We start from the raw sequence: 24,688 nt of genomic DNA, 5'->3' as shown, positions 1-24,688 counted from the left end.
CACCAAAGTACGAGTTGGCCATGCCGCCTGTCGATCTCGTGCATAATTCGAGCCCATGCCTATGGGCAGCCCGGCTCCTTTAAAAGCCGTGCTATATGGTTTCGGAGGATCGCTCTGGCTGCAGCAGGCTCGTATAGTCTCACCATGATGCCGTTCGACAGCCCGTTGACAAGCGCAAGCAATTCTCTGGCGGCCGATCGACTGTCGAATGCTTTCCGCCTCGACTTGCCCATAAGGCGCTTCTCTAGCATCGCCGTCACCTCGTCCTCGAGACGGCAGGGCCCGTCCCGGACCGCAGCCGCAAACGATGCCGGATCACGTTCCGCCTCGAGCGCGAAAGCTGTCCAGAGTCGGTGAAAGGCGCGGCTTTCTTCGCTGTCCGGCAATGCCTCGTTGCAGAGTGTTGCAAGCGTCTCGGCGAGTGAGCCACACGATCCCGATGCCTCCATCCGGTGAGCCCAGCGCTCCCGGCTCTGGTGTTCCAGCCGTTCCAGTGCGGACGCGACAAGGCCGGACCGGTTGCCGAAATAATACTGCACCAGCCGAAGCGAAACGCCCGCTTCGCCTGCGACTCTCCGCATGGTGGTCGAGGCCAGTCCGTCGCCAAGCGCCACGCGAATGAAGGCATCGACGATCTGCGAGTGGCGGTCGTCAAGCTCTTCAGACACAAACGCATCTCCTTGAAGTTCGATCGACTTTGATACATCTGTATCAAGATGAGCTTACAACGCCAAGGGAACAGTTCGGACGTCGAGGAATGCGGGGATGGCCATGCGGAGTCCGCCATGGGCTGGCGGGACTGCGTAGCGGAAGGACGCCTCTTCGATTTCATTCTGGTTCTATTCGGCGTCTGGCTGACGGCTACGGACAGCCTCATCACCGCGACCATCCTGCCCGATGTCGGTGCAGACCTTGGCGGCTATGCCTATTTCGGCTGGGCTATCGCGGGCTTCATGCTGGGCGTCGTCGTCGCCAGCGCAAGCGCCGGCCGGATCTCCGAACATTATGGACTTCGCATCGCCATGGTCGCGGCCGGTCTGGTCTTCGCGTTCGGCTGCGCGATGGCGGCACTCGCACCGGACATCTCGATCTTCCTAGTCGGCCGACTGGTGCAGGGGATCGGTGGCGGCTGGATATCCGGCCTTGCCATGGTGGTCATCGGCATTGTCTTTCCCCGCCGGCACATTGCCCGCGTCTTCGCCGCGACGGCGGCGGTATGGGGTATCGCGACGATCCTTGGCCCACTGATCGGCGGCCTCTTCGCCGACTGGGGCGAGTGGCGCATGGTATTCTGGCTCTATACCGCGCAGGCTGCAATCTTTGCCTTGGCCGCCCTTCGTCTGCCGGCGAAGATAGACCCAGACGCCGACCTGTCGGGCGGATTTCCCTGGCGTCAGATGGTGTTGCTCGCAATCGCTGTCGGTCTCATCGGTGTCGCCGGCCTGCTCGATGAGGTCACGATCAGTATCAGCCTGACTTTCATCGGTCTCGCCGGCATTGCTGGTCTCGTCCGCTACGATCGCACACAGACCACCACGCTTCTGCCGCGATCGGGTGGCGATCTACGGACTGTGACCGGCGCGGGCTATACGGCGCTCTTCGCGCTGACCGCTGCCTCTGCGGGGTTGAATGCCTACGGCCCGGCCATCCTCCAGCAATTGCAGGGGCTCTCCGCGCTTACGGCTGGATACGCCGTCGCCACGATGGCGGTGACCTGGACGCTCTCGGCCTTCTACGTCGCGGGGGTGACGGAACGGGCCGAGCCATTGTGGATTCGCTCCGGAGCCGGGCTGATCCTCCTTGGGGCCCTCGGTCTGGCACTCACTATGCCGAACGGAACACTTCTCAGCATCGTGTTCGCGACGGGGGTTCTTGGTCTCGGCTTCGGCCTTTCGTCGAGCTTGATGAACCGGCGCGTCATGGGCGCGCTGCCGGAAGCGGAAACCGCGATCGGCAGTTCCGCCCTCATCGCGGTTCGGCAGACTGGCGGCGCTGTCGGCGCCGCCATCGCCGCGACTGCGGCTAACCTCTCCGGCTTCAATGAGGGCATCTCCGATCCGATTGCCCGCACAGCTGGCTTTTGGGTGTTCGCGGCCTCTGCCGTTCCGGCGCTAATCGGCTTTCTCGCTGCGTGGCAGATGACGCGATCAGCTGCGCGAGACGAGGGAGGATGACATCGGCAGCTCGAGGAGTTGAAGCGTACCTTTCAAGTCTAGCAACGCCCCCGGAACGCAAGAGGAAATGTGGGTCTTAAACGCCCTCTCAAGCCGCGAGACAGTGGCGCAATTCGCTTTTATCTCGACGAACACAAGCGCCTGCGGGGTCGCAGCTCTTTTCGATCTGGCAATCGACAGCAAGTTGCATGGCTGTGATTTCGCCAAGATCAAGATTGGTAACATCATGTAGTGGAAGAGAACTGGAATGATACGATATTACATATTATTCAGAAAGAATTCTGATACGACAATATTCCGATCTCACTTTTTATTGTCATTGCCGTCATTCCGCTGCTAGCGCACGCCGCATGTTCCGGCTTCATGCCCGCACCGTCTTTTTGCAGCTTCTTACGCTGTGCACCGCTCTCGGTGTCCTCTGGACGCCGATTGCCGAAGCGGCCGAATGCTCTGACGAACCTGAAGCCGCTTCACTCATCGAGCAACATGGGCAACCGGAAGAAGACGATAACGCCCCGGAGAAGCCCGGAACCTGCGTTCACGGTCACTGCCATCATGCTTCGCAGGCGATTAAGGCTTCCGCAGACTCTGTTCGACATATGACCGCTGCGACGCTGCTCACCAGTATCGTGGAACCGCCGCTCGACGGCTCTGCAACTCAGCTAGCAACGCCCCCTCCTCGCGCCTGACGTTCGCCCCGCGTCGGATCGCTTTTCGACGCCGAACTGAACGTCAGCAGAGGAATACCCATCCATGTTCGCCATATCGTGGCGAGCGGCCCCCTTCTGGGGACTGATACTCGCCCTGTCCACGGGACCTGCCAGTGCGCAGGACCCGCGTGTCGTCACGCTCGACGACGCCCTTGAACTTAGCGGGGTCGCCGAACAGGCCGATACCCCCGTCACCAACCCCCGCCTTGTGGGCCCCCGCGCAGAAACCGATGCCGCGGCCGCCCTTGTCGATCAGGCTCGCCTCAGACTCAATCCCGAGGTGTCCTTCGAAGTCGAGAACATAGCCGGTAGCGGGGCGTTTTCCGGTCTCCAGTCGACCGAATATACGCTCTCTCTAGGTCAGCGCCTTGAACTCGGCGGCAAACGTTCCGCGCGGGTCGGTGCGGCTGAGGCTCAGGCCCAACTGGCCTCTCTCAGGGCGAACCTGACAACGGTGGAGCTGGGCCAATTGGTGCGCAAGCGATACTTGACGGCTGCTGCTGCGGCCGCTCGAGTGGAGCTTGCACAGGACGTTGTTGCACGGGGAGAAGAACTGGCGCGCATTGCCGGTGTCCTCGTCGAGGTGGGGCGTGAGCCGCCTCTGCGCGCACTACGTGCCGATGCGGCTCTGGCCGAGGCGCGCGCGCGTCTGGTTGAGGCCGAGGCCGAAAGCCTGTCGGCTCGCACTGCACTCGCTTCGCTATGGGCCGCCGGTGAAGCACCGCTGGTTCCCGCCGAGTTCCCGAACATCGTCCCGCCCCCGTCATTGATGTCCCAGGCCACGGACAGCCTGGCCTATCGGGTCGCACGCGCCGAGAGCGCAGCGGCAGCAGCGGAGATCGAGCGGCAGCGAAGCCTCCGTATACCGGATCCGACGATCTCCGCAGGGATGCGGCGCTTCGAGGAAAGTGGCGACAACGCGTTCCTCGTCGGAGTATCGATTCCCCTCCCCTTCCGCGACCGTAATCAGGGCAACATCGCGGCTGCGAAAGCCCGATTGCGTGCGGCGAACGCGCGCGAAGCCGTCGCGCTCGCGGACTACGAGCAATCCGTTGCCACAGCCCGCGCGAGATATCTCGGGGCCGAGGCCCGGGTCGAGACACTGTCGCAGACATCGCTCCCACAGGCGGAGGAAGCACAGCGCCTCGTTCGCATCGGATATCGTAACGGGCGCTTTCCCCTGATCGAGGTTCTCGCCGCCGCAGAGGCACGCGATGCAATCCGCGAGGCGCTCATCGTCGCCCGCGAGGAACGCGGCCGGGCAGCTGCCGAGCTCATCGGGCTGGCTGGACAATGAAGGATACACAAATGACACGTTGGAAGCTGGCGGCCTTCGTCGGTATCGTGATTGCGATCAGCGCTCTGGCGATGATCTTCTGGCCGACCTCCAAGGTCGACGACCATGCGCAGCAGGAAGAGGCCAAGCCCCCCGAGGGGCAGGTCACATTGAGCGAAGACCAGATCAGCGAGGCAGGGATACAGCTGGCCACTGTGCGGGCTGGGGCCGCTGTCGAGCTCATCTTCCCGGCAACGGTGGCGGCGAGCCCCACCGCCTCTGCCCGTATCGACGCCCGCGCTTCAGGTGTCGTCCGCTCCGTGGGCAAAGTGCTGGGTGATCATGTGTCGCGCGGCGAGATCCTCGCCCGCATCGAGAGTGCCGATGCCGCCGCTCTCGCATCGCAAGTCGGTGCGGCGCGTGCCCGTGTGACCGAGCTGTCCGCCGCCTATGATCGCGAACAGCGCTTGTTCGAAGAGAATGTCACGGCCCGCCAGGACCTGGAAAGTGCTCAGGCGAATCTCAGCGTAGCGCGCTCGGAATTGCAGCGGGCGCAGGCCGCAGTCGCGGCAGCCGGCGTAAGCGGTGACGGTCGATCGCTGGCTGTAACCTCTCCCTTGGCGGGCAAGATCACCGCTGCACCGATCGTGCTCGGGGCCTTCGTGGATGCCGGCGAGGAACTCTACCGCGTCGTCGATCCGAACGGGCTTCAGATCGAAGTGGCGCTGCCTTCCGCCGAAGCCTCACGCATCCAACCGGGCGACGAGGCTGTGCTGGTCATCGGCGATGGCCGCGAGATCGCGGCCCGGGTGCGTTCGGTCACTCCCTCACTCGATCCGGAGAGCCGCAGCGCCACGGCGGTTCTGTCGCTCTCCCGTGGAGTTCCGGGCCTCCAGCCGGGTGCCTTCCTCCAAGCACGGATCAGGCCTTCGGGTGAGGTGGACCGCAGCCGTATCGCGGTGCCCGAAGACGCCATTCAGGTGCTTGAAGGGCGAGACGTCGTGTTCGTCCGCACCAGGGATGGTTTCCAGGCTCGCGAAGTCGAGGTCGGCAACCGGTCCGCAGGCATGGTGACGATCCTCTCCGGCCTCGAGGAAAGGTGGCGCATTGCCGTGGGCAACGCTTTCCTGCTCAAGGCCGAATTAGAGAAGGAGGGCGCGACCCATGGGCACTGAGGCTGGACCCGCGCCCCACACGGAAACCCACCCCGATACGGGGGGGCATCACCACGGTCTGATCGGGGCGATCCTCGATATCGCAGTGCGGTTCCGCTGGGCGGTCATCGTCCTGACGGCCTTCGCAGCGATCTACGGCGCCATGAATCTCCTGCGCCTGCCGATCGACGCAGTGCCGGACATCACCAACACGCAGGTGCAGATCAACACCAGTGCTCCGGCGCTGTCGCCCTCGCAGGTCGAGACGCAGGTTACCTTTCCCATCGAGACCGGTCTGGCCGGGATCGAGGGACTGGAGATGACCCGTTCGATCTCGCGCAACGGCTTCAGCCAGGTCACCGCTATCTTCGAGGAAGGCACCGACATATACTTCGCGCGCCAGCAGGTGAACGAGCGGCTTGCACCGATCGGCGCATCGCTGCCGGAAGGAGCAGAGCCCACTATGGGGCCGATCTCGACCGGTCTCGGCGAAGTGCTGATGTATACGATCGAATACGAGTATCCGGGAGGTCGCGGCGCACCGACCGGTGGTCGGACCGGCTGGCAGTCGGACGGGAGCTTCATCACAGAGCGCGGGGATCGCCTCGATAGCGCGGTCGCAAAGGCGGCTTACTTGCGCACGATCCAGGACTGGGCCGTGGCCCCGCTGATGCGCTCGATCGACGGCGTGGCAGGCGTCGATTCTATCGGTGGCTACGAGAAGCAGTTTCTTGTGCAGCCCGACCCGAGCCGGTTGACAGGCTACGGGCTTTCGTTCGATTCCCTGCTCAAGGCGCTGGAAGCGGCAAACCTCGCTGCGGGCGCCAACTTCGTCGATCGCGCTGGCGAGGCACTCCTCGTCCGTGTGGATGCACGCCTTGGCGGCACGCAGGACATTGAGCAGGCGGTCGTTGCGACCCGCAAGGGTGTTCCGATCCGTATTAGCGACGTCGCCACGGTGCGCATCGGCGGCGATCTGCGGACCGGCGCGGCGTCTCTCAATGGCGAAGAGGCAGTCGTCGGCACCGTCCTGATGCGCAGCGGCGAGAACAGCCGCACGGTGGCCGCAGCGTCGGCGGAGCGGTTGAACGAAGTGCGTGCGTCGCTCCCGGCCGGCGTGGTCGCCGAAATCGTCTACAACCGGTCGTCCCTCGTTGATGCGACGATTGCCACAGTGGAGAAGAACCTCGTCGAGGGTGCACTGCTGGTGATCGTCGTCCTGTTCCTGCTGCTGGGGAACATTCGCGCAGCACTCATCGCCGCACTGGTCATCCCGGTATCCATGCTGATCGCGGCCGTGGGCATGAACCGACTGGGCGTCTCGGGCAATCTGATGAGCTTGGGGGCACTGGACTTCGGCCTCATTGTCGATGGCGCAGTCATAATCGTCGAGAACAGCGTCGCGCGGCTCGCTGCAAGACAGCACCGCGAGGGCAGACTGCTGAGCCTCGGCGAGCGGTTGACCGAGACGCGGCTGGCCGCACAGGAAATGATCAAGCCGACCGTCTATGGTCAGGCGATCATCCTGCTCGTCTATGCTCCGCTTCTCACCTTCACCGGTGTCGAGGGCAAGACGTTCTCGCCGATGGCCATCACGGTCATGCTGGCGCTCGCCTCGGCCTTCGTGCTGTCGCTGACCTTTGTTCCGGCAATGATTGCGGTGCTCCTCAATCGCAAGCTGACCGAGAAAGAGGTCAAGCCTGTCCGGATCGTGAAGGAACGCTATGGCCCGGCCGTGCGCCGCGCTATCGCGCGGCCCTGGCCGGTAATCGGGGCGGGTGTCGGCATTTTCGTCGTTGCCGCCCTGGTCTTCAGCTTCCTCGGAAGCGAGTTCACGCCGCAGCTGGACGAACGGGATATCGCGATTCAGTCGCTGCGGATACCCTCGACCTCGCTCGAGCGCTCGCTTGCCATGCAAAGACAGGTGGAAGACCGGCTCAAGACTTTCCCACAGGTGGAACTGGTGTTCTCACGCACCGGCACTGCGGAGGTGGCAAGCGATCCTATGCCGCCGAACGCGTCCGATGCCTATGTGATCCTGAAACCGCGCGAGGAATGGCCAGATCCCGATCTGTCGAAGGACGAACTCGTCGCGCAGATGGAGAACTCGCTGAGCGGTCTGGTCGGGAACCTATACGAGTTCAGCCAACCCATCGAACTGCGTTTCAACGAGCTTATCGCGGGTGTTCGCGGCGACGTAGCGGTCAAGCTCTACGGTGACGACCTCTCGGTCCTGACCCGGTCCGCCGGAGAAGTTGCTCAAGTGTTGAGAGGGATAGAAGGTGCTGCGGACGTCAAGGTCCAGCAGGTTACGGGTTTTCCCACGCTCGACATCGCCTTCGATCGTCCGACGATCGCTCGCTATGGCCTGACCGTGGAGGATGTGGCGCAATCCGTGGCTATTGCTCTGGGTGGTCGCCCTGCGGGCCTGGTATTCGAAGGTGACCGCCGTTTCGATGTCGTCGTGCGGCTTGATGATGTGACCCGTAACGATTTCGATCAGCTCGGCGCCCTTCCGGTCGTTCTCGATGGCGGAGTAACGGTTCCGCTCCGCACGTTGGCGGATTTCCAGGTCGTCGATGGTCTAGCCGAGGTTCGGCGCGAACAGGGGCGGCGGCTGGTGATCGTGTCGGCGAACGTGCGCGAGCGCGATCTCGGTTCCTTCGTTGAGGAAGCCCGCGCGGACGTTGCCGATAGCGTCGAGTTGCCCCCTACCTCCTTCATCGAGTGGGGCGGGCAATATGAGAACCTCCAGGCCGCGCAGGCGAGGCTCGCCCTTGTCGTCCCGGTCTGTTTTGCTCTGGTGTTGCTGCTCCTGTTCATGGCGCTCGGCGGTTGGGTTCCCGCTCTCGCGGTATTCAGCGCAATCCCGATGGCGCTGGCAGGCGGCGTCTTCGCTCTCGCCATGAGAGGCATGCCGTTCTCTGTTTCGGCGGCGGTCGGCTTCATCGCGTTGTCTGGCGTCGCGGTTCTGAACGGCCTGGTGATGATGACCGCGATACGCCAGCGTCTGGACCAAGGCTCACTCCTCTGTGAGGCGATTTCCGACGGTGCGCTGGCCCGACTGCGACCGGTTCTGATGACGGCCTTGGTAGCCTCGCTCGGCTTTGTTCCTATGGCGATCGCGACAGGCACCGGCGCCGAGGTCCAGCGTCCGCTGGCAACGGTGGTCATCGGCGGCTTGATCAGCTCGACCGCGCTCACACTATTCGTCCTGCCGGCGATCGCGCGGCTCGTGCTGCAACGGAGCGATCAGGCTCCTTCACATGGACAAGCATGATGATATCGAGACGAAACATAGCAGAGACAGCAAACGTGTTCTTCAGGCTTGCATTGAGGGCAATTTGCGATCTTCTGCCGGAGAATAGGACAATCTGCTCCCAACCTAGTTGGGGCATGAATGGAGGGCTGGCCCCCATCTGAGCGAGTGGGTAACCGCTATGGCAGCGTGTCAGCCAGCGGCGTTGAGCCCATGCCAGCCACGGGAAGGTCGGCATGGGCCCCGTCAGTGCGTCTGGGCGAGCGCGACGGCATCCGGTCCTGCGGGGAAACGAAGTTGGTCGTCGGCACCACAAACGGCGTCCCAGATGGCTTCGGCAACGTCGATTTCTCTGGTGGTCAGCACAGGCTTGGCGAAGCTCTCCAGGATCGGGCGAGCGAAGTCGGCATAGGCACCCGGCAGCAGCTGCTCCACCGGTACGAGGGCGTTGGCGCCGAACCGAGTGGTCGGCCCATAACCCGGCTCGACAAGCTTCACGCGAACGTCGAAATAAGCGAGCTCATGCGCGAGCGAAGCCGAAAAGCCCTCAATGGCGTGCTTGGTACCAGCATAGAGTGCGGCGAGCGGGAAGTCGCCAAGCGTTACGCTCGACGTCACATTGACGATGGTGCCTGAGCGACGCTTGCGCATCTGGGGGATAACGGCCTTGGTCATCGCCATGACGCCGATCGTGTTGGTTTCGACAAGCTGTCGGATCAACGACATCGGCATCGCCTCAAAGGCGCCGATCCCGCCCACGCCGGCATTGTTCACCAGAACATCAATCGGGCCGGCCGCTTCGATTGCCGCGGCGATGCTGTTCTCGATCGTTACATCCAGCGGTAGCAGGCGCAGTCGGTCGGATGCCTCGAACAGGGAGGGATCGGGTCGGCGCATCGTCGCGATGACGCACCAGCCGCGCGAAAGGAAAAGGTCTGCCGTCGCCTTGCCATAGCCCGACGACGTGCCGGTAATCATGATCATCTTGGTCATCTTCGGTCTCCATACATCCATGCGATCGAGAGCAAATAGACAGGCGACGTGATATGATCCATAATCAATAGTCCACTATTTATTATGGATCGTCCAGATGGATCCTTTGAGCGACATCATCAGCCTTTTAAAACCGACCGCCGCCGTCTCGAAGCCGATCAGTGGCCGCGGGCGCTGGTGCGTGTGCTATCGGGCCTATGATGCGCCCGGTTTCGCGATCGTGCTGGCAGGCGAGGCATGGATCAGGTTCGAGGGTCGTGCACCGCTCCGTCTCACGGAGGGTGACTTTCTTCTGCTGCCCGCGACCCCTGCATTCGCGCTCTACAGCGATCCGGCTGCAGAATGCCGCCCCGTCGAGCCTGGCAACGAGGCCATCCGACATGGCGATCCGGAGGGCGAACCGGACTATCTCTCGCTCGGTGGCAGTTTCCACTTCGAGCGGATCAATGCGCCGCTGCTGCTCGGGCTGCTACCCGATCTGATTCATATCCCCGCTTCACAAGGGCGCGCGACCCGGTTCGGCCGTCTTGTCAAGCTCCTCTCCGAGGAATGCCTGTCCGACTATCCCGGCAAGGAACTGGTCATCCAGCGCCTGCTGGAAGCATTGCTGGTCGAGGCGTTGCGATGGCATGGCGGCGAGGCCGTGCCTGCAGGATTGCTGAACGGCCTGCGCGATCCCTCGCTTGCCCGGGCCCTGCACGCAATCCATGCTGATGTTCGGGCGGGCTGGACAGTGGCAGAGCTCGCGAAGATCGCCGGCATGTCGAGATCGGCTTTTGCCGCGCGCTTTGCAAAGACGCTCGGTTGCGCTCCGATCGAATATCTGGCGCGCTGGCGGATGGCGCTCGCCAAGGATGCGCTCGTAAGCGGCGCTAAATCGCTGGAGCGTATCGCCGACCAGATCGGTTATGAATCAGCGAGCGCCTTCAGCACTGCATTCCGTAAGCGATTGGGCTGCGCACCCGGACGGTTTGCGCGGGATTGCGCTGTCCAGTCCAATGCGCGGCCAGCCTAGCGTGAGGCTTTCTGGCATGAGAAAGCGAACGTGGGGTTACAGCCTAGTACCAAGGCCAACTGACATCTGCCGGATGCTTCATCAGTTCAATTCGCGTACCGTCCGGATCGGCGAGAAATATGATGTGCACTCCATTTTCAGGGGTGGAACGGGTACCTTCAATGATCGTACCGCCATGCCTCACCGCACGTTGCGCCGCTGCATCTATATCTTCTACTGAAAATGAAAGATGGGTGAGGCCAAGTTGGTTGCGGCTTATCGATGGTTTCCCAAAAGCTGCTGGCTGCGTGAAATGCAGCAGTTCGATTCTGAGTTCGCCGCTGTGCAGAAAATGCGACGTTAGATGCACATCGCCCGTCATTTCGGAGATGGCGTAATCAATGGCGAAACTGGGGCCGTCTGCAAAACCCAGTCCCTCACGATAAAAATGCAAAGCGCGTTCCATATCTGAGACGCAGATGCCTACATGGGATTGCTCAAAATGCATGGCCACTTTTCCTTATGTGACAGGCGCACGCTTACCCGCGATGGAACCTCCATCGACTTGCAGCGCATGACCGTTGATGTAGCTTGCCTCATCACTGATCAGGAACAGGATACCCTGCGCCATCTCGATCGGATCTGCAGCACGACCGAGGGGTGAGAGATTTTCAAATGCTGCGCGCGCCGCTCCAGTGAGTCCTGCAGCCATGCCAGTACGCATAGGTCCGGGGCATACGGCATTTACTCGAATACCGAGCGGGGCCAATTCAATTGCCGCGACCCGCGTTAGCGTTACGACTGCAGACTTCGCAGCGGCATAGACACTCATGTTTTCCGTCGGCATAAATGCGCCTGCTGACGCTGTGTTGACGATGGTACCGCAACCTTGATTGCGCATTACCCGTGCCGCGGCACGGGTTCCGAAGAACACACCATCGAAGTTGACGCCCATGACTTGGCGGAATGTCGGGTCATCGATCTCAACCAGCGGGCTCTGAGGGCAGATGCCGGCATTGTTGATCATAATATGCAGCATGCCATGCGTGGCACTTGTTTCCGCAACCAATGCGTCTACATCAGCGGAATAGGCGACGTTAGTCCGCCGAAATGTACCGCCGACCATGTCGGCCACGCCTCTACCACCTTCTTCATCCAGATCGGCGATGGTAACTTTAGCGCCCTCATCGGCGAGGAGAGACGCCGTGGCGCGACCTAATCCGGAGGCACCGCCTGTCACGATCGCTATTCGGCCCTCAAGCCTTCCCGCCTTACTTTTCTTGCCCATACCGTGCCCCTAGAAATCCACCTTGAAATCAACGCCAAATCGCCGCGGATTGCCATAAACATTGCCAGCAAATCCGAGCGCGCCGAAATCCACGCCCTGGATTCGGTATTCTGTGTTGGTGAGATTTTCGCCCCACAGAGAGACTTCTCCTCTCAGGCTTCCGAAAGGAATGTTACCCATCACTATACTCGCCCCCAGCAGTCCGTATGCGCCGTCAGCAATCTCGTCATTGAAGGGGTTAAGGTTGGAAAGGTTGTTGGTGTGAAACCAGCGGCGGCTTCGCCAAGAATAATCCACGCGGACGGATGTTCGGATATCGTTCGCGAAGGGTTGGAATGCGTACTGCGCTGCGGCGTGGGCGGTCCATGCCGGAACATAGGGTAGATGGCTGATGTCGGCAAAATTGGTGAGATCACCGCTAATCGGATCGGGAAAATAAATTTCATCGAAGCGCGCTTGGACATACCCTGTACTACCTTCGATACGCAGGCCTTTTACGGGTACCAGAACAGTTTCCAGTTCGAAGCCTTTCAGCGTCGCATTTGCGTTGCGAGTGAAACCGGTGCCACCGCCACCAGCGGAACCAGTATATTGCGTGACTTGGAGGTTGGAATAATCGGTATAAAAGGCTGCAAAGTTTGTGCGCAGCATTCCGTCAAGCCAGTCGCTCTTCAAACCAAACTCGTAGCTCGTAACTTTTTCGGGTTTGAATACGAAGTCAACGCCAGCTCCAGCACGCGCATTGAAGCCACCGGAGCGATAGCCAGTGCCGATCCGCCCGAACAGAAGCGTTTCAGGCAGCAGTTTGTAGGCTAGCGAGAGGTTGTATGAGAAATTATTATATTTGCGCCGTGCCGAGCGCACAGTTGCACGCGTTTGGTCAATGGATTTTTCATCCTTTGTGTACCGTGCTCCTAAAGTCAGTTCCAGTTTATCACCAGCAAACGCTGGACGATAAGTCCCCTGGCCGAAAACCGCGTAGGAATCAGCACTGACTGCATAGTTAGTTGCACCTGTCAGATTTAATCCTGTATTCTTATCGGGTGGCAACAAATAAGTATATGATGTGGGAGCAATTTCTTCTGCTTTTTCGTTAAAGTAGAATCCACCTAATACGAATTCGAATTGATCAAAAGTTCCAAGAAGCTGAATCTCCTCAGAGAACTGGTGTTGCGTACGCACAGTGCCAATGTCGGACTGAAAGGGATAAATTTCAGCAATGCCAGTAGTCGTAGGCCCTAATATGCCGGAGGGCGCGTAAGGGTTTGGCTGGTCCGCCTTATAGTGACGATAGGCCGTAATTGATTTTAGCGTCAGCGTGTCGCTTATGTCAGCCGCAGCAATCAAGGCATGCCCATAGCTTGTTACAGCCTGTCTTCCCATCCGACGAAACGGCAATGTGTCGCGCCTTTCCGGGTCGATGATCAGCTCTGCCCCATTGAACCCTGACGACTGCGCGTAGTAATCACGGAAAGCAGCGGTAGCATAGCCAATCTGAAACGCGCCGGTTGCTGCGTGCAAGTTGGCATAATCGAAGCTGTAGTCGATTTTAAGTGAGCCCCACTCCCCGTGCACTTTCGCAAAGATTGCGTCACTGTTACTTGCACCGGGATCTTCCTTCCCAGGAGCCAAAGGGTTATTAATAATGCCATGGCTTTCTTTATGTTGGTAGGCGACGAGTGCGCTAAGTCCTGTGGTGCCTATTTCGCCCGTATCCAGGCGGAACTGACCGTATCGCTCATGGAAAGAGGCTAACCCACCTTTCAATTGGAGTGCAAAATCAGCATCCGGCTTTGGTGTGGTTATGGAAATTGCCCCGCCAGTGGTATTGCGACCAAACAGCGTGCCCTGAGGTCCGCGTAACACTTCGACGCGAGCGGGTGCGATGACCCCCAGATTGGCGATGACGTTCCGGCCAAGATAGACTCCATCGACGTAAGTACCTACCGGCGAATCAACGCTCAGCAAAAGTTCCGTCGTACCCACACCTCGGATGAAAGTAACCGAACCGCCTGCTACAGATGGCATAGGCGTGCTGGCAAGATTTGGGACGATATTCTGTAGCTTGTCGGGCTGTTGGATCCCCAGCCTCTCTAACGTTTCGCCGTTAATTGCTGTGAGCGCCACAGGGACAGTCTGGACACGTTCCTCCCGTCGCCGTGCAGTTACGACAATATCTTCTATACGAGTTTCCGATGCCACATTTGGCAGTTGATCAACGCCTTGAGCACGCACCGGCGCGCCAGTGATGATTGTGCCAGCAAATGCTACGCAAGTGACAGCTGTACGCATTGTCTCTCCTCCAACACGCCGCCCTATGTGATGAAAGACGGTCATTCAGAGGCACAATAGTTTGTTTATACAATATATGTAGTATGCTATGATTTTTTCCGGATATCCGCAATTGATGGGATTCGAGGCGCCAATCCGGAAGAGAAACTCGTCGGATAGGACATCAATGCGCTGACTTAGCAGCTTGGCCGCATTAGCTGTTTGGATCGCGCGCGTTGGGAGTTGCCGCTTTAGGCAACATCGAGGCTTCAAATGCAGATTGATAGGCCTGCCGCTGCGACGCCCTTGGTCCGATAACACCAAAGGCCGAGCCCTCGCAGTTACGAAGACCTGCTCCATCAAGGAGAGGTTTAGGAACTGTGCGCACCATCATTTAGCGCGCGGCAACATATTGCGGCCATAGGTTGGCATCTCGAATACATCCTTGGGGCTCAGCCAAGGCACCGATGCTTTAAGTGAAGCGGAAGCTCTCCTGCTCACCTTCTCCTATTCCAGCATTCACCATGTCGAATACGCAGAACAGATGGCCACTCATTCAAAAAATATATACCGGAATCACTGAAATAATATATTAACAAAAAGGAGAGCAAAAATAATATTTTGCCCTCCTCAAATTTCTATATAAATTTAAAAATTATAAATTCTTCTTACATTTTTATTTACTATCTTTTCGATCTCTATTTCGGACATTCCGCGTGTTATATTATCCAATATTTCCAAAGAACGAGGAAAAGTTGATTCAGTGTGAGGGTAGTCGCTTCCCCACAGCAATCCGTCGATTCCATATACGTCGCGTAGACGCAATCCATACGGATCTTCCTGAAAGGATATGAAAATATTGGATTTAAAGAAATCGCTTGGTAATTTATTTGGATCCTCAAATTTACGCCACTCCGGCCCCCTGGGGGGCCTATCCGTATAGGCATAATCCAATCTATGGAGATATACTGGAATCCAGGAAAGCTCGAACTCAATAGCTCCCACTTTTAAATTTTGGAATCTCTCAAAAACTCCGGAATATATAAAATCAGCAAGAGTTATTCTTACTCTATAATCTGAATTTACAAAACTTGATGGTGGTACGTGCTTTACATCAAGGCGAAATGCCGCATCCCCAATTCGCGGGTCGGCTCGGTCCGTGCCGATATGAAGTGATAGAGGGAAATCAAGATCCTGCGCGACGGCCCACAATTGATCATACTCTGGCAACCGATAGCTTCCCCATGCGGGAGGAGCGACACTGATCATAGCTCCGACAAGCCCCAGTTTTCGACATCGCTTCAGCTCGTTTACAGCTTCATCGATATCATCGACATTAAGCATGCCGATTCCTTTGAGGCGATCCGGATGAGTAGCGCAGAAATCGGCTATCCAATCATTGTATCGCCTCATCGCGAGAGTAGCCACTTCGCTGTTTGGGACAGCATAAAGTATGAGGCCCTGACTGGGATATATTACCGACGCCCATATGCCGTCTTGCTCGTTTTCTTTTATGTAGAGATCTGGATCACTCGCGCCGGCCGCAACTTGGTCAAATGTTCCGGAGGTTCGCAACTCATGAGAGTCGACTTCAAAGCGCTTCCCAACATTAATTCCGAGAAAAGACATAGTCTTTTTCCCGTCAATGTACCACCAATCGCCATCTTCTTCCGTTATCACGTGAGGTCGGCGGTCGCCAAGTTCGCTTTCCAGTGAGTCCCATAGGTTGGGAGGCTCCACGATATGAGAATCCGACGAGATCAGCCTGGTACGAGACAAAATTGGCGAAATGCCGCCTGAACCCTGCAAATTGTTGGACAATTTCGCCATTTTATCCTCCTGAGAATTAGTATTATTCACCACTGGTGCTCTTGAGTAGCTGCCCGGGCCCGGCTTGGACTGCATCTCTTTGAATCACGCCGTCTCGTCGTATCGGGACACCGTTTACCAGGACGTGCTCAATCCCAGTCGGTCGGTCTGCAATCAGCCGCTCAGCACCAGCCGGAAGATCGTGAACTCTAGAAATCGGGCCAACGTCCAGGCGATCGAGATCGAATACCGTGATGTCCGCCGGACTTCCCGGACGGAGATAACCACGATCGAGCCTCATAACGTCGGCGAGTTCGCCCGTGATTTTTCGGATTGCATGCTCCAGCGGCATAATGGCGCGATCTCGGATCCAGCGCGAAAGAAAATCTGTCGTCAACACACTGTCGCAAATTTGGGCGGCGTGCGCGCCTGCATCTGATAAGCCAATGATGCAGTTCACTCCGCGTAGCAGTTCCGTAACATCGTGATCGCAATCGTTTGCAAAAGTTACGCTGAAGCGAGTTTGGAGGTTATCAGCCAAAGCGATATCGATCATGACATCGAAGGGATCCGCCCCACGTTCGGACGAAAGATCCGCAATGCTGCTTCCAATTAGGTTCGGCTGCCTCGGTGTTTCCGCAACATGCATGAGCTCCCAGCGCGGAGGTAAATCGATCTTCTCCAGGCAGCGATGTAGATCAGCTCGCCATTGTGGATCGGCATAGATTGCCGCCCTATCTTCGGGAGGAGCGGCGAGGATAGTACTGAATGCTTCTATTTGGGAAAATGAGTACGGGGTCGCGAGAGAAATGAGCTGAATAATTGGCCGACAAGTAACTTGTCCGATTAGTGGCAAGCCTTCTTCGTATGCCTGCCGCAGCACCTGAAGTTTATCACGGTAATCAGCGCGACCGGATCCGGCCGGATAGGCAAGAATCGCCGACCAATTCACCGTAGCGCCGGTCCGACGAACAAAATCCAATAGCCATGCATAATCTTCGCCCGGCGCAATATGGGAAATACCACGGCCAACCTCTACCGGTATGGCTAACAGCGCCTCAGTCTCTTCTTGTGATGCCACTACAGAGGGCACAGGCTTTCCTCGATGACCAAGGATAAATCCCGCCCTATCTGTGGAAAATCCTAATGCTCCCTCTCTTAGCGAGCGCTCCACCACTGCTTTCATGGCATCCAGTTCTCGGGGAGTTGCCTCCCGCTCATAACTGGCGTCACCCATGACGTAGGCTCGAACCGCGGTATGGCCCACATAACCGCCAAAATTGATAGCAAGACCTGCCTGCTCCAGCGCCGCCAAGTATTCCCCGTAAGTTTCGAAATCCCAGGTGATTCCCTGCTCCATAGCCTGAGAGTCTATGTCCTCGACCTTTTCGAATGTGCCGATTAAGAGATCACGTCCTCCCTCTTTCACTGGCGCAATGCTAAAGCCGCAATTGCCCGCGATTACGGATGTCACACCGTGCCAGGATGATGGCGTTAGCTCACGATCCCACAGGACCTGAGGATCATAGTGCGTGTGAACATCAATGAAGCCCGGAGCGACAATCAGCCCTTCAGCATGCAAAGTATCATGGCCTTTCAAACCTTGGCCAATCTCTGCGATTTTGTCGCCGACAATCCCAACATCGGCATAAATCGGGGCGCTTCCGCTTCCGTCCACAACGAGGCCACCGGCGATTACCCGATCGTATTTCACTTCAGCCATCCTGTTCCAATTTCATGTCCGGCAATTATATTACCCGAACGATAAACGTGTACAGAGAAATATATGTATTATGCAAGGATTCTGAGGTGACGGAAAAGGGTGGAGAAAAATCTCTTGCGGCAGAAAAGGCCGATGATGCTTCCGCGCGTTTTGCGAGAGCTGTTATCGATCTCCGAAGGAATCCCCGAAATCGCGCGTTGCAGCGATACGTTTATCTGGTCGGTGAATATGAACTGACGCCAGTCCAGGTCGATATTCTGGAAGCCGTCATTGCTAATCCGGGTCAGAAAATGACCGAGCTGGCACAAGTGCTGGGCGTAAATGCTTCAACCGCAAGTCGCACCACTTTACCTTTGGTCGAACTCGGCCTCATCGAACGTAGAAATGAAAAGAAAGATCGTCGCGTCGTAACTATGTCCCCAACCCCGTCTGGACTAAAGCAGGCAAAGAAAATAAATGAATCTAGAAACGTTTTAATGAAAAATGTATTAATTCACTTCACAGAAGATGAATTAATACATTTCGCAGATCTTATGGAAAAGTATATCTCATTTATTAACATAGAAGGTGAGAAGATAGAAAATTAAAAATATTCTGTTGGGAATCTGTCAGCCTAACGACAACTTGTCTCCACTTGCGGCATTCCGCCACTTAGCGAGACAAGCATGAAACCCATTGCGTTCAGGCGCCACCGGTTCCCGCCAGGCGTGATCCGGCTCGGCATCTAGCTCTATTTTCGCTTCACGCTGAGCTTGCGGGACGTCGAAGATCTCCTCGCCGAGCGAGGGATCGACGTCACTCACGAGACGGCGCGCTGCTGGGCCTGCCATTCGCCGCCCTTGGCTTCCTCATCCAGCCATGAAGTCACTTGCGCGACGATATCGCCGCCATGCACTTCAACCGTGCCGAGCTGATAAAAATGGAAATGATAGCCCGTGGTGGTGATGGGAAGTGGCGCACCTTTCAGGGTACGGCCCGAAAGAGAGCAGCTTTTCCTTACCCACGAAACGATACTTCATGCGCCAGAGCTTACTGCCCCCAGGGCGGACCAGCAGGAACAGACCACCAGAGTCACCGAGCTTATAATCCCGTTCGGCGGGCTGTGCTTTGCGTGCCTTGGTATCACTCAGGGCCATCAATACCCCCAAACCCTTAACCTGCACCCCCAGGACCACCCCCAAAGGCGGGGGTTTGGATGGCACAAGATGGCACTCCACGCCCACCCCATTAGGACAGAATGGCTCAAATCTTCGGTGTTTTGGCACGCTCTGGCAAGGGTTTATGGCGGAGAGGGTGGGATTCGAACCCACGTTACGGTTGCCCGTAAACCGCATTTCGAGTGCGGCGCATTCGACCTCTCTGCCACCTCTCCGCAAAGTCAGGTGCATCGGGCCCATGGGCCGCAGGTCTGCTGGAAGGCGCGCCGTTAGCCGATGACTGGCAGCTTGCCAAGCCCTTCTCGCAAGCAAAATGGGGATGGATCGTCCTGCATCCTTGTTTCGCAAACGCAACAAATTATATTGTTACATGTAATGGATCGTTCGACATTCTTTTCTCATCAGGCAGGGCGGGTGGTAGACGCCCCTTTGCAGACCCGCGCGCGCTTTGCCATCGGCGACGTTGTTCGCCATCGCCAGTTCGGATTTCGTGGCGTAATATTCGACATCGACCCTGTCTTCGCCAACAGCGAAGAATGGTACGAAGCCATCCCCCACGAAATTCGCCCACGGCGGGATCAACCGTTTTACCACCTACTGGCAGAAAATGAGGATTCGTCTTACGTCGCCTATGTCAGCCAGCAGAACCTGCTAGGGGACAGCGAAGGCGGTCCGGTGGATCACCCATCCGTCCCCCAGATTTTTGAGGATTTTGCAGAAGGACGTTATCGTCTGCGGCGCAGTTTGAGCCACTGAAATGATGCCTGGGCTTTGGCAGGTGCAGCGCATTCACTGCGCGCGCGCCTTCAACTCTTGAGCTTCCAGCCCGTCCTCAACAGCCAGTAGCTAAGCACGCCCAATGCAAGGTTGAACAGACCGAGCCCAAAAGCGGCCCATATCACTGCCGACGCGCCTTCCCCGATATCGCTGTCTCCCAGGAAGCCATAGCGAAAACCTGAAATCACATAGAAAAACGGGTTTGCAAAACTGACGAAGCGGAAGCCGGGCGCGAGATTGTGAATGGTATAAAAAGTACCAGACAACAACGAGAGCGGTGCAACCACGAAATTGGTCACAGCAGCAGCGTGGTCGAACTTTTCCGCCCACAGCGAAGTCAGCAAGCCGAGGAACGATAACATCACCGCCCCCATCAGCCCAAACCAGACGACCGCCCATGCATGAGCGACGCTGATATGTACGCCGGGCCAGAGCCAGATCGCCGCCGCCACAGCGCCACCAACCGCTATCGCGCGAGTCGTGGCAGCCGCAACGATTCCCGCCATCAGTTCACCTTCGCTCAGAGGAGGCATCAGATAGTCGATAATCGTGCCCTGTATCTTGCCGACGAGCAGTGAAAAACTCGAATTGGCAAACGCGTTCTGCATCATTCCCATGGCGATAAGCCCAGGAGCGATGAAGGTTGCAAACGGTACACCCAAAACGATTCGCCCCTGCCGACCCAGGGCAACGGTAAAAATCACCAAAAACAGCAGGGTCGTGACGGCCGGAGCCCAAATTGTCTGGGTCTGGACCTTGAGAAATCGGCGAACCTCCTTAATATATAAGGTCCACAGCCCGCCTCGGTTGATGCCTTGAATCAGCGGTTCGCCCTGCGGGGGAAACCGGCGTTGAACATGGGCAGTGTCTTCTGCGGCGATACTTGTTTCTCGGGCTTGATTGGCCATGCCCGGGCGACTATCGGCAGCCGGTCCGGCTGGCAAGAAACATCTTTTCCCGTGTTGTGGGATTTTGGCCGGAATTGAGGAATTGGAGCGATTATGAGCTGGACCGAGGAACGGATCGCAACGCTGACCAAAATGTGGGAAGGCGGAGCGACTGCGAGCCAGATCGCCGAAGAGCTCGGCGGGGTGAGCCGCAACGCGGTCATCGGCAAGGCCCATCGCCTTGGGCTCAAGGCTCGCCCTTCCCCCGTGAAGACCAACGATGCACCCAAGAAAGCCAAGGCAGCGGCCCCATCCAAGAAACCGCCCGCGTCATCCGGCAGTGAAACGAAAGCCAAGGCTCCACCACGCGCTGCACCGATTGAAAAGCCGGTTGCGCCAGCGGCAGCTCCCACTCCGGCGCCAGCTGCGTCTGCGGCTCCCATCCCTTCTCAACCCCTGCCAAATTCCGGGACGGGACTGCCCAAGATCGTTTCGGTCGGGCCTGGCGGCTTCCTTCGCCAGGGGCCTGGCGATCAACAGGCACCTATTCCGCCGGCTCCACCACGGCGCCTCGTACCGGCCAAGCCGAGCCCGGAAATTGCCGACAAGACCAGCCTGCTGGATTTGAGCGACAAGGTTTGCCGGTGGCCAATGGGCCATCCAGGTGAGGCGGATTTCCATTTCTGCGGTGAAAAGGTGAATCCCGGCTACCCATATTGCGTCGAACATTGCGGGCGCGCCTATCAGGCACAACTGCCTCGCGGCGCACGGCGCCCACCGCCTCCGCTGCCTTTCGGCGGCCCTCGGGTGCGCTAGGTCTGTCTATTCCGCATGATGGATGAACGATGAGATATGTCAGCGGCGCGGAAGGATGCTTCCGCGCCGCTTTACTTTGCCTGCATTCCCCAGTGCCTTACCGGCACAAACGCCATAGGAGCCACCCATGCCGCTATCTCTTCATGCTGCCCTTGTACCGACCTGGACGCAGATATTGGGGGCATGCCGCACATGGCTCGACAAGGCGGAGGCTCATTGCCAGGCGGAAGGCCTTGACGACGCAGAATTGATCGATGCCCGGTTGATTGACGACATGCTGCCGTTCAAATACCAAGTGAAAAGTTGCGCAGTGCATAGCATGGGCGCGATCGAGGGCGTTAGGCGCGGTACCTTTTCCCCTGATATGAGCGAGCCGCCAGCCAGCTTCGCTGCATTGGGGGAGCGGATTGACGAAGCCCTGGCATTCCTGGCCGACCTAAGCGAGGACGAAGTTGAAGGCTTCATGGGCAAACCGATGAAGTTCACCATCGGCGACAAATATCTGTTGAACTTCACTGCCGAAAACTTCCTGCTCGGCTTTACCCAGCCCAATTTCCATTTCCACGCGGCGACCGCATACGACATTCTTCGCGCACGTGGCGTGCCTCTAGGCAAAGTGGATTTCTTGGGCGCATTGCCGATCGAGGCATAACCGCCCTTCAATATATCTTGCAATCTGGCGGGCAGTGTCTGCAAACTGTCACCAATCCGTCTCCGAAGCGTCACTCCACACGAATAGGGCCGTATTTTACAATGCGGTGCCGCATGGTGCGGATGTCTGCGGAATACGGAATGACGCATGAAGCAGGACATTGCGATTGAAACGAGTGCCCGCGGAGAACTGATCGAGAAGGCAGCCGTTCGCACAAAAGGTTTCACTGGCACAGCCCTGCTCGAACGCGCGTTTGCATTAGCCTTCCGCGGGCTGGTCTATCCGCAGATATGGGAAGACCCCGAAGCGGATATGGCCGGACTGGATATCCGGGAGACGGATCATCTGGTCACTATCGCCAGTGGAGGCTGCAACGCCCTGAGCTACCTTACCGCCGGTCCGGCCCGGATAACGGCACTTGATCTGAACCACGCCCATGTCGCATTGGGACGCCTGAAGCGTACCGCCATGCGGCACTTGCCCGATCACATGCACTTCAGGCGCTTCTTCGTGGAAGCCGATCTGGCGGAAAACAAAGCGGCCTATTTTACGCATGTCGCACAACATCTGGACGCGTCTTCGCGCCGATATTGGGAAACCCGAGACATCCTCGGCCGGAAACGGATCGGCATGTTTACCAGAGGCGCTTATCGTCATGGCTTGCTTGGCACATTTATCGGCTTTGCCCATTTGCTTGCCCGACTGAACGGGGAAAATCCCCGAGACGTATTGCAAGCCCATGGGAAGGACGAACAACGTGCGCACTTTGAACAACGCTTCGTGCCGTTTTTCGACAAACCGCTGATCCGTTGGATGACAAGCCAGCCCGCCTCCCTTTTCGGGCTCGGGATTCCCCCTGCACAATACGACAAGCTGGCAGCTGGGCGCAGTATGGCCGATGTCCTGCGCCAGCGATTGGAAAAACTCACCTGCGACTTTGACTTCCGCGATAACTACTTCGCCTGGCAGGCATTCTCCCGGGGCTATGACAAGGCACCGGAGGGGAGCCTTCCCCCCTATCTTCAGGAAGCGCATTTCAAGCTCGTGCGCAGCCGGCTCGATCGGCTGGACATTCAGCAGGCGAACATGACCGACTGGCTCGCCGGACAAGAGGCGCAGAGCGTGGACAAGTTCGTGCTGCTCGATGCTCAGGACTGGATGACGGACGATCAGCTCAACGCGCTCTGGAGCCAGATTTGCCGAACCGCGCGCGCCGGTGCCCGGGTTCTCTTCCGTACAGCGGACGAACCCTCCCTGCTTCCAGGGCGGCTTGCGGCAAACCTTCTCGAAATGTGGGATTACCGCGCTGCGCAATCGCAGGAACTGACCGTGCTTGATCGGTCCTCTATCTATGGCGGGGTCCACCTCTATGTCCGGCGCGGCTAGGGCGGCGGACGGCATGGCTGGCAAAAGCATCGGCCACGCCGCGCAGATGGACGCCATTTACGCTGTACAACGCCATATCTATGATCTGACGCGCAAATATTACCTGCTGGGCCGCGACCGACTGATTTCGGAGTTGGATGTTCCCGCAGGCGGCCATGTGCTGGAACTCGGCTGTGGCACGGCCCGCAACATCGTACTGGCATCCAAACGATACCCGACTGCCCATTTCTACGGCCTCGACATATCTGCCGAAATGTTGAAGTCCGCCGCGAAGAAAGCTCTGGATCAGGGCTTTGCCACCCGGATATCGCTGGCCTGTGCGGACGCGACCAACTTTGATGCCCCTGCCCTGTTTGGCCGCGAAACTTTTGACCGTGTGTTCTGCTCCTACACTTTGTCCATGATCCCCGGCTGGGAACAAGCGCTGGAACAGGCCTGCCTGCATCTCGCGCCCGGCGGAAAAGTGCATGTGGTGGATTTCGGAGAGCAGGACGCTCTCCCTCACTGGTTCGCCCGGATGTTGCGCGCCTGGCTCGCCCGCTTCCATGTGGAGCCGCGTGCCGCCTTGTTCGATGTGGCGGAGCAACTAGCAATACGGCACGAGTTGGAGTTGGATCGGCAGACGCTCTATCGCGATTACGCGCGCAGTGTGGTGCTGCGCAAAAGTGCATAGACGGCCATGGGGAAACACAGCGCGTAACCCACAATGCCCAGGTTGCGCAGCGGCATCTGGCCTGTGATCGGCCCCAGCAACCCGGCAAGGCTCAAACCCGCGCTCAACCAGAGCAGCAGCGCGACAACCGGCGGTAATCGCATTCCTCGCAGAGCAAGGGCAAGCGCGGCGGGTGCCAGCGGGAAAACGCTATCCCACGCAATAATATCTACAAGATAGGGCAAGGATGGCCATACGAAGGCTCCCTGTGCGCTCCATACACCGGCACCTTCCGTCCTGCCTAGCGTCAACAACACCAGATGCAGACCTGCGGACAGCATCAGGCACAGTGATGCGGCGGCACAGGCCAACCATGCCCAGGCGCGATTCTGACGCAGCACCAGACCCGGCACCGCCGCAAAAAATAGTATCACCGCCGGAGCCAGCAGTACGATCAGTACCTCCATCCCCGCAAACCAGGGGTCTGCGATCGGGGAATCAAGGTCCGGCAACTGCGACAGCCCCATCAACAGCACCAATACGTACAGCGCCTGAACGATCAGAACCGCCCACCCGGCCTTGCGGGCCAGAACATGCGTATCGGCCACGGGGAGAAGTGCCATTTCATCCTCCTGTCGGCAGGACCGGCATCTTACTTCGCGCCCACCGGATCGACGATAGAAAAAGGGGCCGCAAGGTCTCCCCTGCGG

General features: G+C 58.2%; 21 protein-coding genes, 1 tRNA gene and 3 pseudogenes. 14 read left to right on the top strand and 11 right to left on the bottom strand.

Annotated features, from left to right (window positions below):
• Positions 1-59 precede the first annotated feature (59 nt).
• Positions 60-668 (bottom strand): TetR/AcrR family transcriptional regulator, encoded by a 609-nt coding sequence (locus tag MB02_RS11625; protein ID WP_067537481.1) that lies wholly within the window; start codon positions 666-668, stop codon positions 60-62.
• A 117-nt stretch (positions 669-785) separates the two neighbouring features.
• On the opposite strand from MB02_RS11625, the gene MB02_RS11620 reads away from it, so the two are divergent.
• From MB02_RS11620 to MB02_RS11600, 6 genes and pseudogenes are all read left to right on the top strand, one after another.
• Positions 786-2,174: an MFS transporter gene (locus MB02_RS11620; RefSeq protein ID WP_067537980.1), complete on the top strand. Its 1,389-nt coding sequence runs from the start codon at positions 786-788 to the stop codon at positions 2,172-2,174.
• Between the two features lie 54 nt (positions 2,175-2,228).
• Positions 2,229-2,403 (top strand): annotated as a pseudogene (locus MB02_RS18005) (integrase); the annotation flags it as partial.
• A 121-nt stretch (positions 2,404-2,524) separates the two neighbouring features.
• Positions 2,525-2,863: a hypothetical protein gene (locus MB02_RS11615; RefSeq protein ID WP_067537478.1), complete on the top strand. Its 339-nt coding sequence runs from the start codon at positions 2,525-2,527 to the stop codon at positions 2,861-2,863.
• Between the two features lie 64 nt (positions 2,864-2,927).
• Entirely contained in the window at positions 2,928-4,181 is a 1,254-nt protein-coding gene (locus tag MB02_RS11610; protein ID WP_067537476.1) for a TolC family protein, read from the top strand.
• Between the two features lie 11 nt (positions 4,182-4,192).
• Positions 4,193-5,335, top strand: a complete 1,143-nt coding sequence (locus MB02_RS11605; RefSeq protein ID WP_067537977.1) for an efflux RND transporter periplasmic adaptor subunit — start codon at positions 4,193-4,195, stop codon at positions 5,333-5,335.
• Positions 5,336-5,393: 58 nt separating this feature from the next.
• Positions 5,394-8,594 (top strand): efflux RND transporter permease subunit, encoded by a 3,201-nt coding sequence (locus MB02_RS11600; RefSeq protein WP_156495514.1) that lies wholly within the window; start codon positions 5,394-5,396, stop codon positions 8,592-8,594.
• Positions 8,595-8,819: 225 nt separating this feature from the next.
• On the opposite strand, the gene MB02_RS11595 is transcribed toward MB02_RS11600, so the two are convergent.
• Complete coding sequence (locus MB02_RS11595) at positions 8,820-9,566, bottom strand: SDR family oxidoreductase (RefSeq protein WP_067537470.1); 747 nt, start codon at positions 9,564-9,566, stop codon at positions 8,820-8,822.
• Positions 9,567-9,663: 97 nt separating this feature from the next.
• Between MB02_RS11595 and MB02_RS11590 the strand changes: the two genes are divergently transcribed.
• Complete coding sequence (locus tag MB02_RS11590) at positions 9,664-10,581, top strand: AraC family transcriptional regulator (protein ID WP_067537466.1); 918 nt, start codon at positions 9,664-9,666, stop codon at positions 10,579-10,581.
• 43 nt (positions 10,582-10,624) lie between these two features.
• Here MB02_RS11590 and MB02_RS11585 read toward each other — a convergent pair whose 3' ends face one another.
• From MB02_RS11585 to MB02_RS11565, 5 genes are all read right to left on the bottom strand, one after another.
• Positions 10,625-11,068 carry a VOC family protein gene (locus MB02_RS11585; RefSeq protein ID WP_067537464.1) on the bottom strand — a complete coding sequence of 148 codons (444 nt, stop codon included), beginning with the start codon at positions 11,066-11,068 and terminating at the stop codon, positions 10,625-10,627.
• A 12-nt stretch (positions 11,069-11,080) separates the two neighbouring features.
• Positions 11,081-11,848 (bottom strand): SDR family NAD(P)-dependent oxidoreductase, encoded by a 768-nt coding sequence (locus MB02_RS11580; RefSeq protein ID WP_067537461.1) that lies wholly within the window; start codon positions 11,846-11,848, stop codon positions 11,081-11,083.
• A gap of 9 nt (positions 11,849-11,857) precedes the next feature.
• The gene (locus MB02_RS11575) at positions 11,858-14,140 is read right to left on the bottom strand and encodes a TonB-dependent receptor (protein WP_170304717.1); all 2,283 of its coding nucleotides are present in this window, start codon (positions 14,138-14,140) and stop codon (positions 11,858-11,860) included.
• Between the two features lie 627 nt (positions 14,141-14,767).
• Positions 14,768-15,949 carry an amidohydrolase family protein gene (locus tag MB02_RS17460; RefSeq protein ID WP_170304716.1) on the bottom strand — a complete coding sequence of 394 codons (1,182 nt, stop codon included), beginning with the start codon at positions 15,947-15,949 and terminating at the stop codon, positions 14,768-14,770.
• Positions 15,950-15,971: 22 nt separating this feature from the next.
• Positions 15,972-17,651, bottom strand: coding sequence for an N-acyl-D-amino-acid deacylase family protein (locus MB02_RS11565; RefSeq protein ID WP_067537455.1), 1,680 nt, complete (start codon positions 17,649-17,651; stop codon positions 15,972-15,974).
• A gap of 86 nt (positions 17,652-17,737) precedes the next feature.
• On the opposite strand from MB02_RS11565, the gene MB02_RS11560 reads away from it, so the two are divergent.
• Together MB02_RS11560 and MB02_RS18000 are read left to right on the top strand one after the other, a co-directional pair.
• Positions 17,738-18,238: a MarR family winged helix-turn-helix transcriptional regulator gene (locus MB02_RS11560; protein ID WP_170304715.1), complete on the top strand. Its 501-nt coding sequence runs from the start codon at positions 17,738-17,740 to the stop codon at positions 18,236-18,238.
• Between the two features lie 78 nt (positions 18,239-18,316).
• Positions 18,317-18,472: pseudogene (locus MB02_RS18000) on the top strand (IS6 family transposase); the annotation flags it as partial.
• A gap of 141 nt (positions 18,473-18,613) precedes the next feature.
• Here the strand turns inward: MB02_RS18000 and MB02_RS17455 are convergent.
• Positions 18,614-18,787 (bottom strand): annotated as a pseudogene (locus MB02_RS17455) (Arm DNA-binding domain-containing protein); the annotation flags it as partial.
• Positions 18,788-18,933: 146 nt separating this feature from the next.
• Positions 18,934-19,023: transfer RNA gene (locus MB02_RS11545), tRNA-Ser, on the bottom strand.
• 160 nt (positions 19,024-19,183) lie between these two features.
• On the opposite strand from MB02_RS11545, the gene hspQ reads away from it, so the two are divergent.
• Positions 19,184-19,564, top strand: coding sequence for a heat shock protein HspQ (hspQ, locus tag MB02_RS11540; protein ID WP_067537445.1), 381 nt, complete (start codon positions 19,184-19,186; stop codon positions 19,562-19,564).
• A gap of 50 nt (positions 19,565-19,614) precedes the next feature.
• Here hspQ and MB02_RS11535 read toward each other — a convergent pair whose 3' ends face one another.
• Positions 19,615-20,493, bottom strand: coding sequence for an ABC transporter permease (locus MB02_RS11535; protein WP_067537442.1), 879 nt, complete (start codon positions 20,491-20,493; stop codon positions 19,615-19,617).
• A 93-nt stretch (positions 20,494-20,586) separates the two neighbouring features.
• Here MB02_RS11535 and MB02_RS11530 point away from each other — a divergent pair, with 93 nt between their 5' ends.
• The 4 genes from MB02_RS11530 (at position 20,587) to MB02_RS11515 (ending at position 23,999) form a co-directional block, all read left to right on the top strand.
• Entirely contained in the window at positions 20,587-21,288 is a 702-nt protein-coding gene (locus MB02_RS11530) for a GcrA family cell cycle regulator (RefSeq protein WP_067537440.1), read from the top strand.
• Between the two features lie 127 nt (positions 21,289-21,415).
• Complete coding sequence (locus MB02_RS11525) at positions 21,416-21,940, top strand: DUF1993 domain-containing protein (protein WP_067537437.1); 525 nt, start codon at positions 21,416-21,418, stop codon at positions 21,938-21,940.
• 147 nt (positions 21,941-22,087) lie between these two features.
• On the top strand, positions 22,088-23,326 hold the full coding sequence (locus MB02_RS11520) for a DUF3419 family protein (protein ID WP_067537434.1): 1,239 nt from the start codon (positions 22,088-22,090) through the stop codon (positions 23,324-23,326).
• 13 nt (positions 23,327-23,339) lie between these two features.
• Positions 23,340-23,999 carry a class I SAM-dependent methyltransferase gene (locus tag MB02_RS11515; protein ID WP_067537970.1) on the top strand — a complete coding sequence of 220 codons (660 nt, stop codon included), beginning with the start codon at positions 23,340-23,342 and terminating at the stop codon, positions 23,997-23,999.
• Here the strand turns inward: MB02_RS11515 and MB02_RS11510 are convergent.
• Positions 23,963-24,601 carry a hypothetical protein gene (locus tag MB02_RS11510; protein WP_067537431.1) on the bottom strand — a complete coding sequence of 213 codons (639 nt, stop codon included), beginning with the start codon at positions 24,599-24,601 and terminating at the stop codon, positions 23,963-23,965. The genes MB02_RS11515 and MB02_RS11510 overlap by 37 nt on opposite strands.
• Between the last annotated feature and the right edge of the window lie 87 nt (positions 24,602-24,688).

Source organism: Croceicoccus estronivorus (assembly GCF_001625325.1).
In the GTDB taxonomy this organism is placed as follows: Bacteria; Pseudomonadota; Alphaproteobacteria; order Sphingomonadales; family Sphingomonadaceae; genus Caenibius; species Caenibius estronivorus.
Note: the sequence above shows the minus strand (reverse complement) of the source record. Positions and strands in the feature narration are given on the sequence as shown.

Bases quoted from the DNA above. Each gene is read 5' to 3' on its own strand.
- MB02_RS11620 (WP_067537980.1), top strand. From the start codon at position 786: ATGGGCTGGCGGGACTGCGTAGCGGAAGGACGCCTCTTCGATTTCATT.
- MB02_RS11615 (WP_067537478.1), top strand. From the start codon at position 2,525: ATGTTCCGGCTTCATGCCCGCACCGTCTTTTTGCAGCTTCTTACGCTG.
- MB02_RS11610 (WP_067537476.1), top strand. From the start codon at position 2,928: ATGTTCGCCATATCGTGGCGAGCGGCCCCCTTCTGGGGACTGATACTC.
- MB02_RS11605 (WP_067537977.1), top strand. From the start codon at position 4,193: ATGACACGTTGGAAGCTGGCGGCCTTCGTCGGTATCGTGATTGCGATC.
- MB02_RS11595 (WP_067537470.1), bottom strand. From the start codon at position 9,566: ATGACCAAGATGATCATGATTACCGGCACGTCGTCGGGCTATGGCAAG.
- MB02_RS11590 (WP_067537466.1), top strand. From the start codon at position 9,664: ATGGATCCTTTGAGCGACATCATCAGCCTTTTAAAACCGACCGCCGCC.
- MB02_RS11585 (WP_067537464.1), bottom strand. From the start codon at position 11,068: ATGCATTTTGAGCAATCCCATGTAGGCATCTGCGTCTCAGATATGGAA.
- MB02_RS11580 (WP_067537461.1), bottom strand. From the start codon at position 11,848: ATGGGCAAGAAAAGTAAGGCGGGAAGGCTTGAGGGCCGAATAGCGATC.
- MB02_RS11575 (WP_170304717.1), bottom strand. From the start codon at position 14,140: ATGCGTACAGCTGTCACTTGCGTAGCATTTGCTGGCACAATCATCACT.
- MB02_RS17460 (WP_170304716.1), bottom strand. From the start codon at position 15,949: ATGGCGAAATTGTCCAACAATTTGCAGGGTTCAGGCGGCATTTCGCCA.
- MB02_RS11565 (WP_067537455.1), bottom strand. From the start codon at position 17,651: ATGGCTGAAGTGAAATACGATCGGGTAATCGCCGGTGGCCTCGTTGTG.
- hspQ (WP_067537445.1), top strand. From the start codon at position 19,184: ATGGATCGTTCGACATTCTTTTCTCATCAGGCAGGGCGGGTGGTAGAC.
- MB02_RS11535 (WP_067537442.1), bottom strand. From the start codon at position 20,493: ATGGCCAATCAAGCCCGAGAAACAAGTATCGCCGCAGAAGACACTGCC.
- MB02_RS11530 (WP_067537440.1), top strand. From the start codon at position 20,587: ATGAGCTGGACCGAGGAACGGATCGCAACGCTGACCAAAATGTGGGAA.
- MB02_RS11525 (WP_067537437.1), top strand. From the start codon at position 21,416: ATGCCGCTATCTCTTCATGCTGCCCTTGTACCGACCTGGACGCAGATA.
- MB02_RS11520 (WP_067537434.1), top strand. From the start codon at position 22,088: ATGAAGCAGGACATTGCGATTGAAACGAGTGCCCGCGGAGAACTGATC.
- MB02_RS11515 (WP_067537970.1), top strand. From the start codon at position 23,340: ATGGCTGGCAAAAGCATCGGCCACGCCGCGCAGATGGACGCCATTTAC.
- MB02_RS11510 (WP_067537431.1), bottom strand. From the start codon at position 24,601: ATGGCACTTCTCCCCGTGGCCGATACGCATGTTCTGGCCCGCAAGGCC.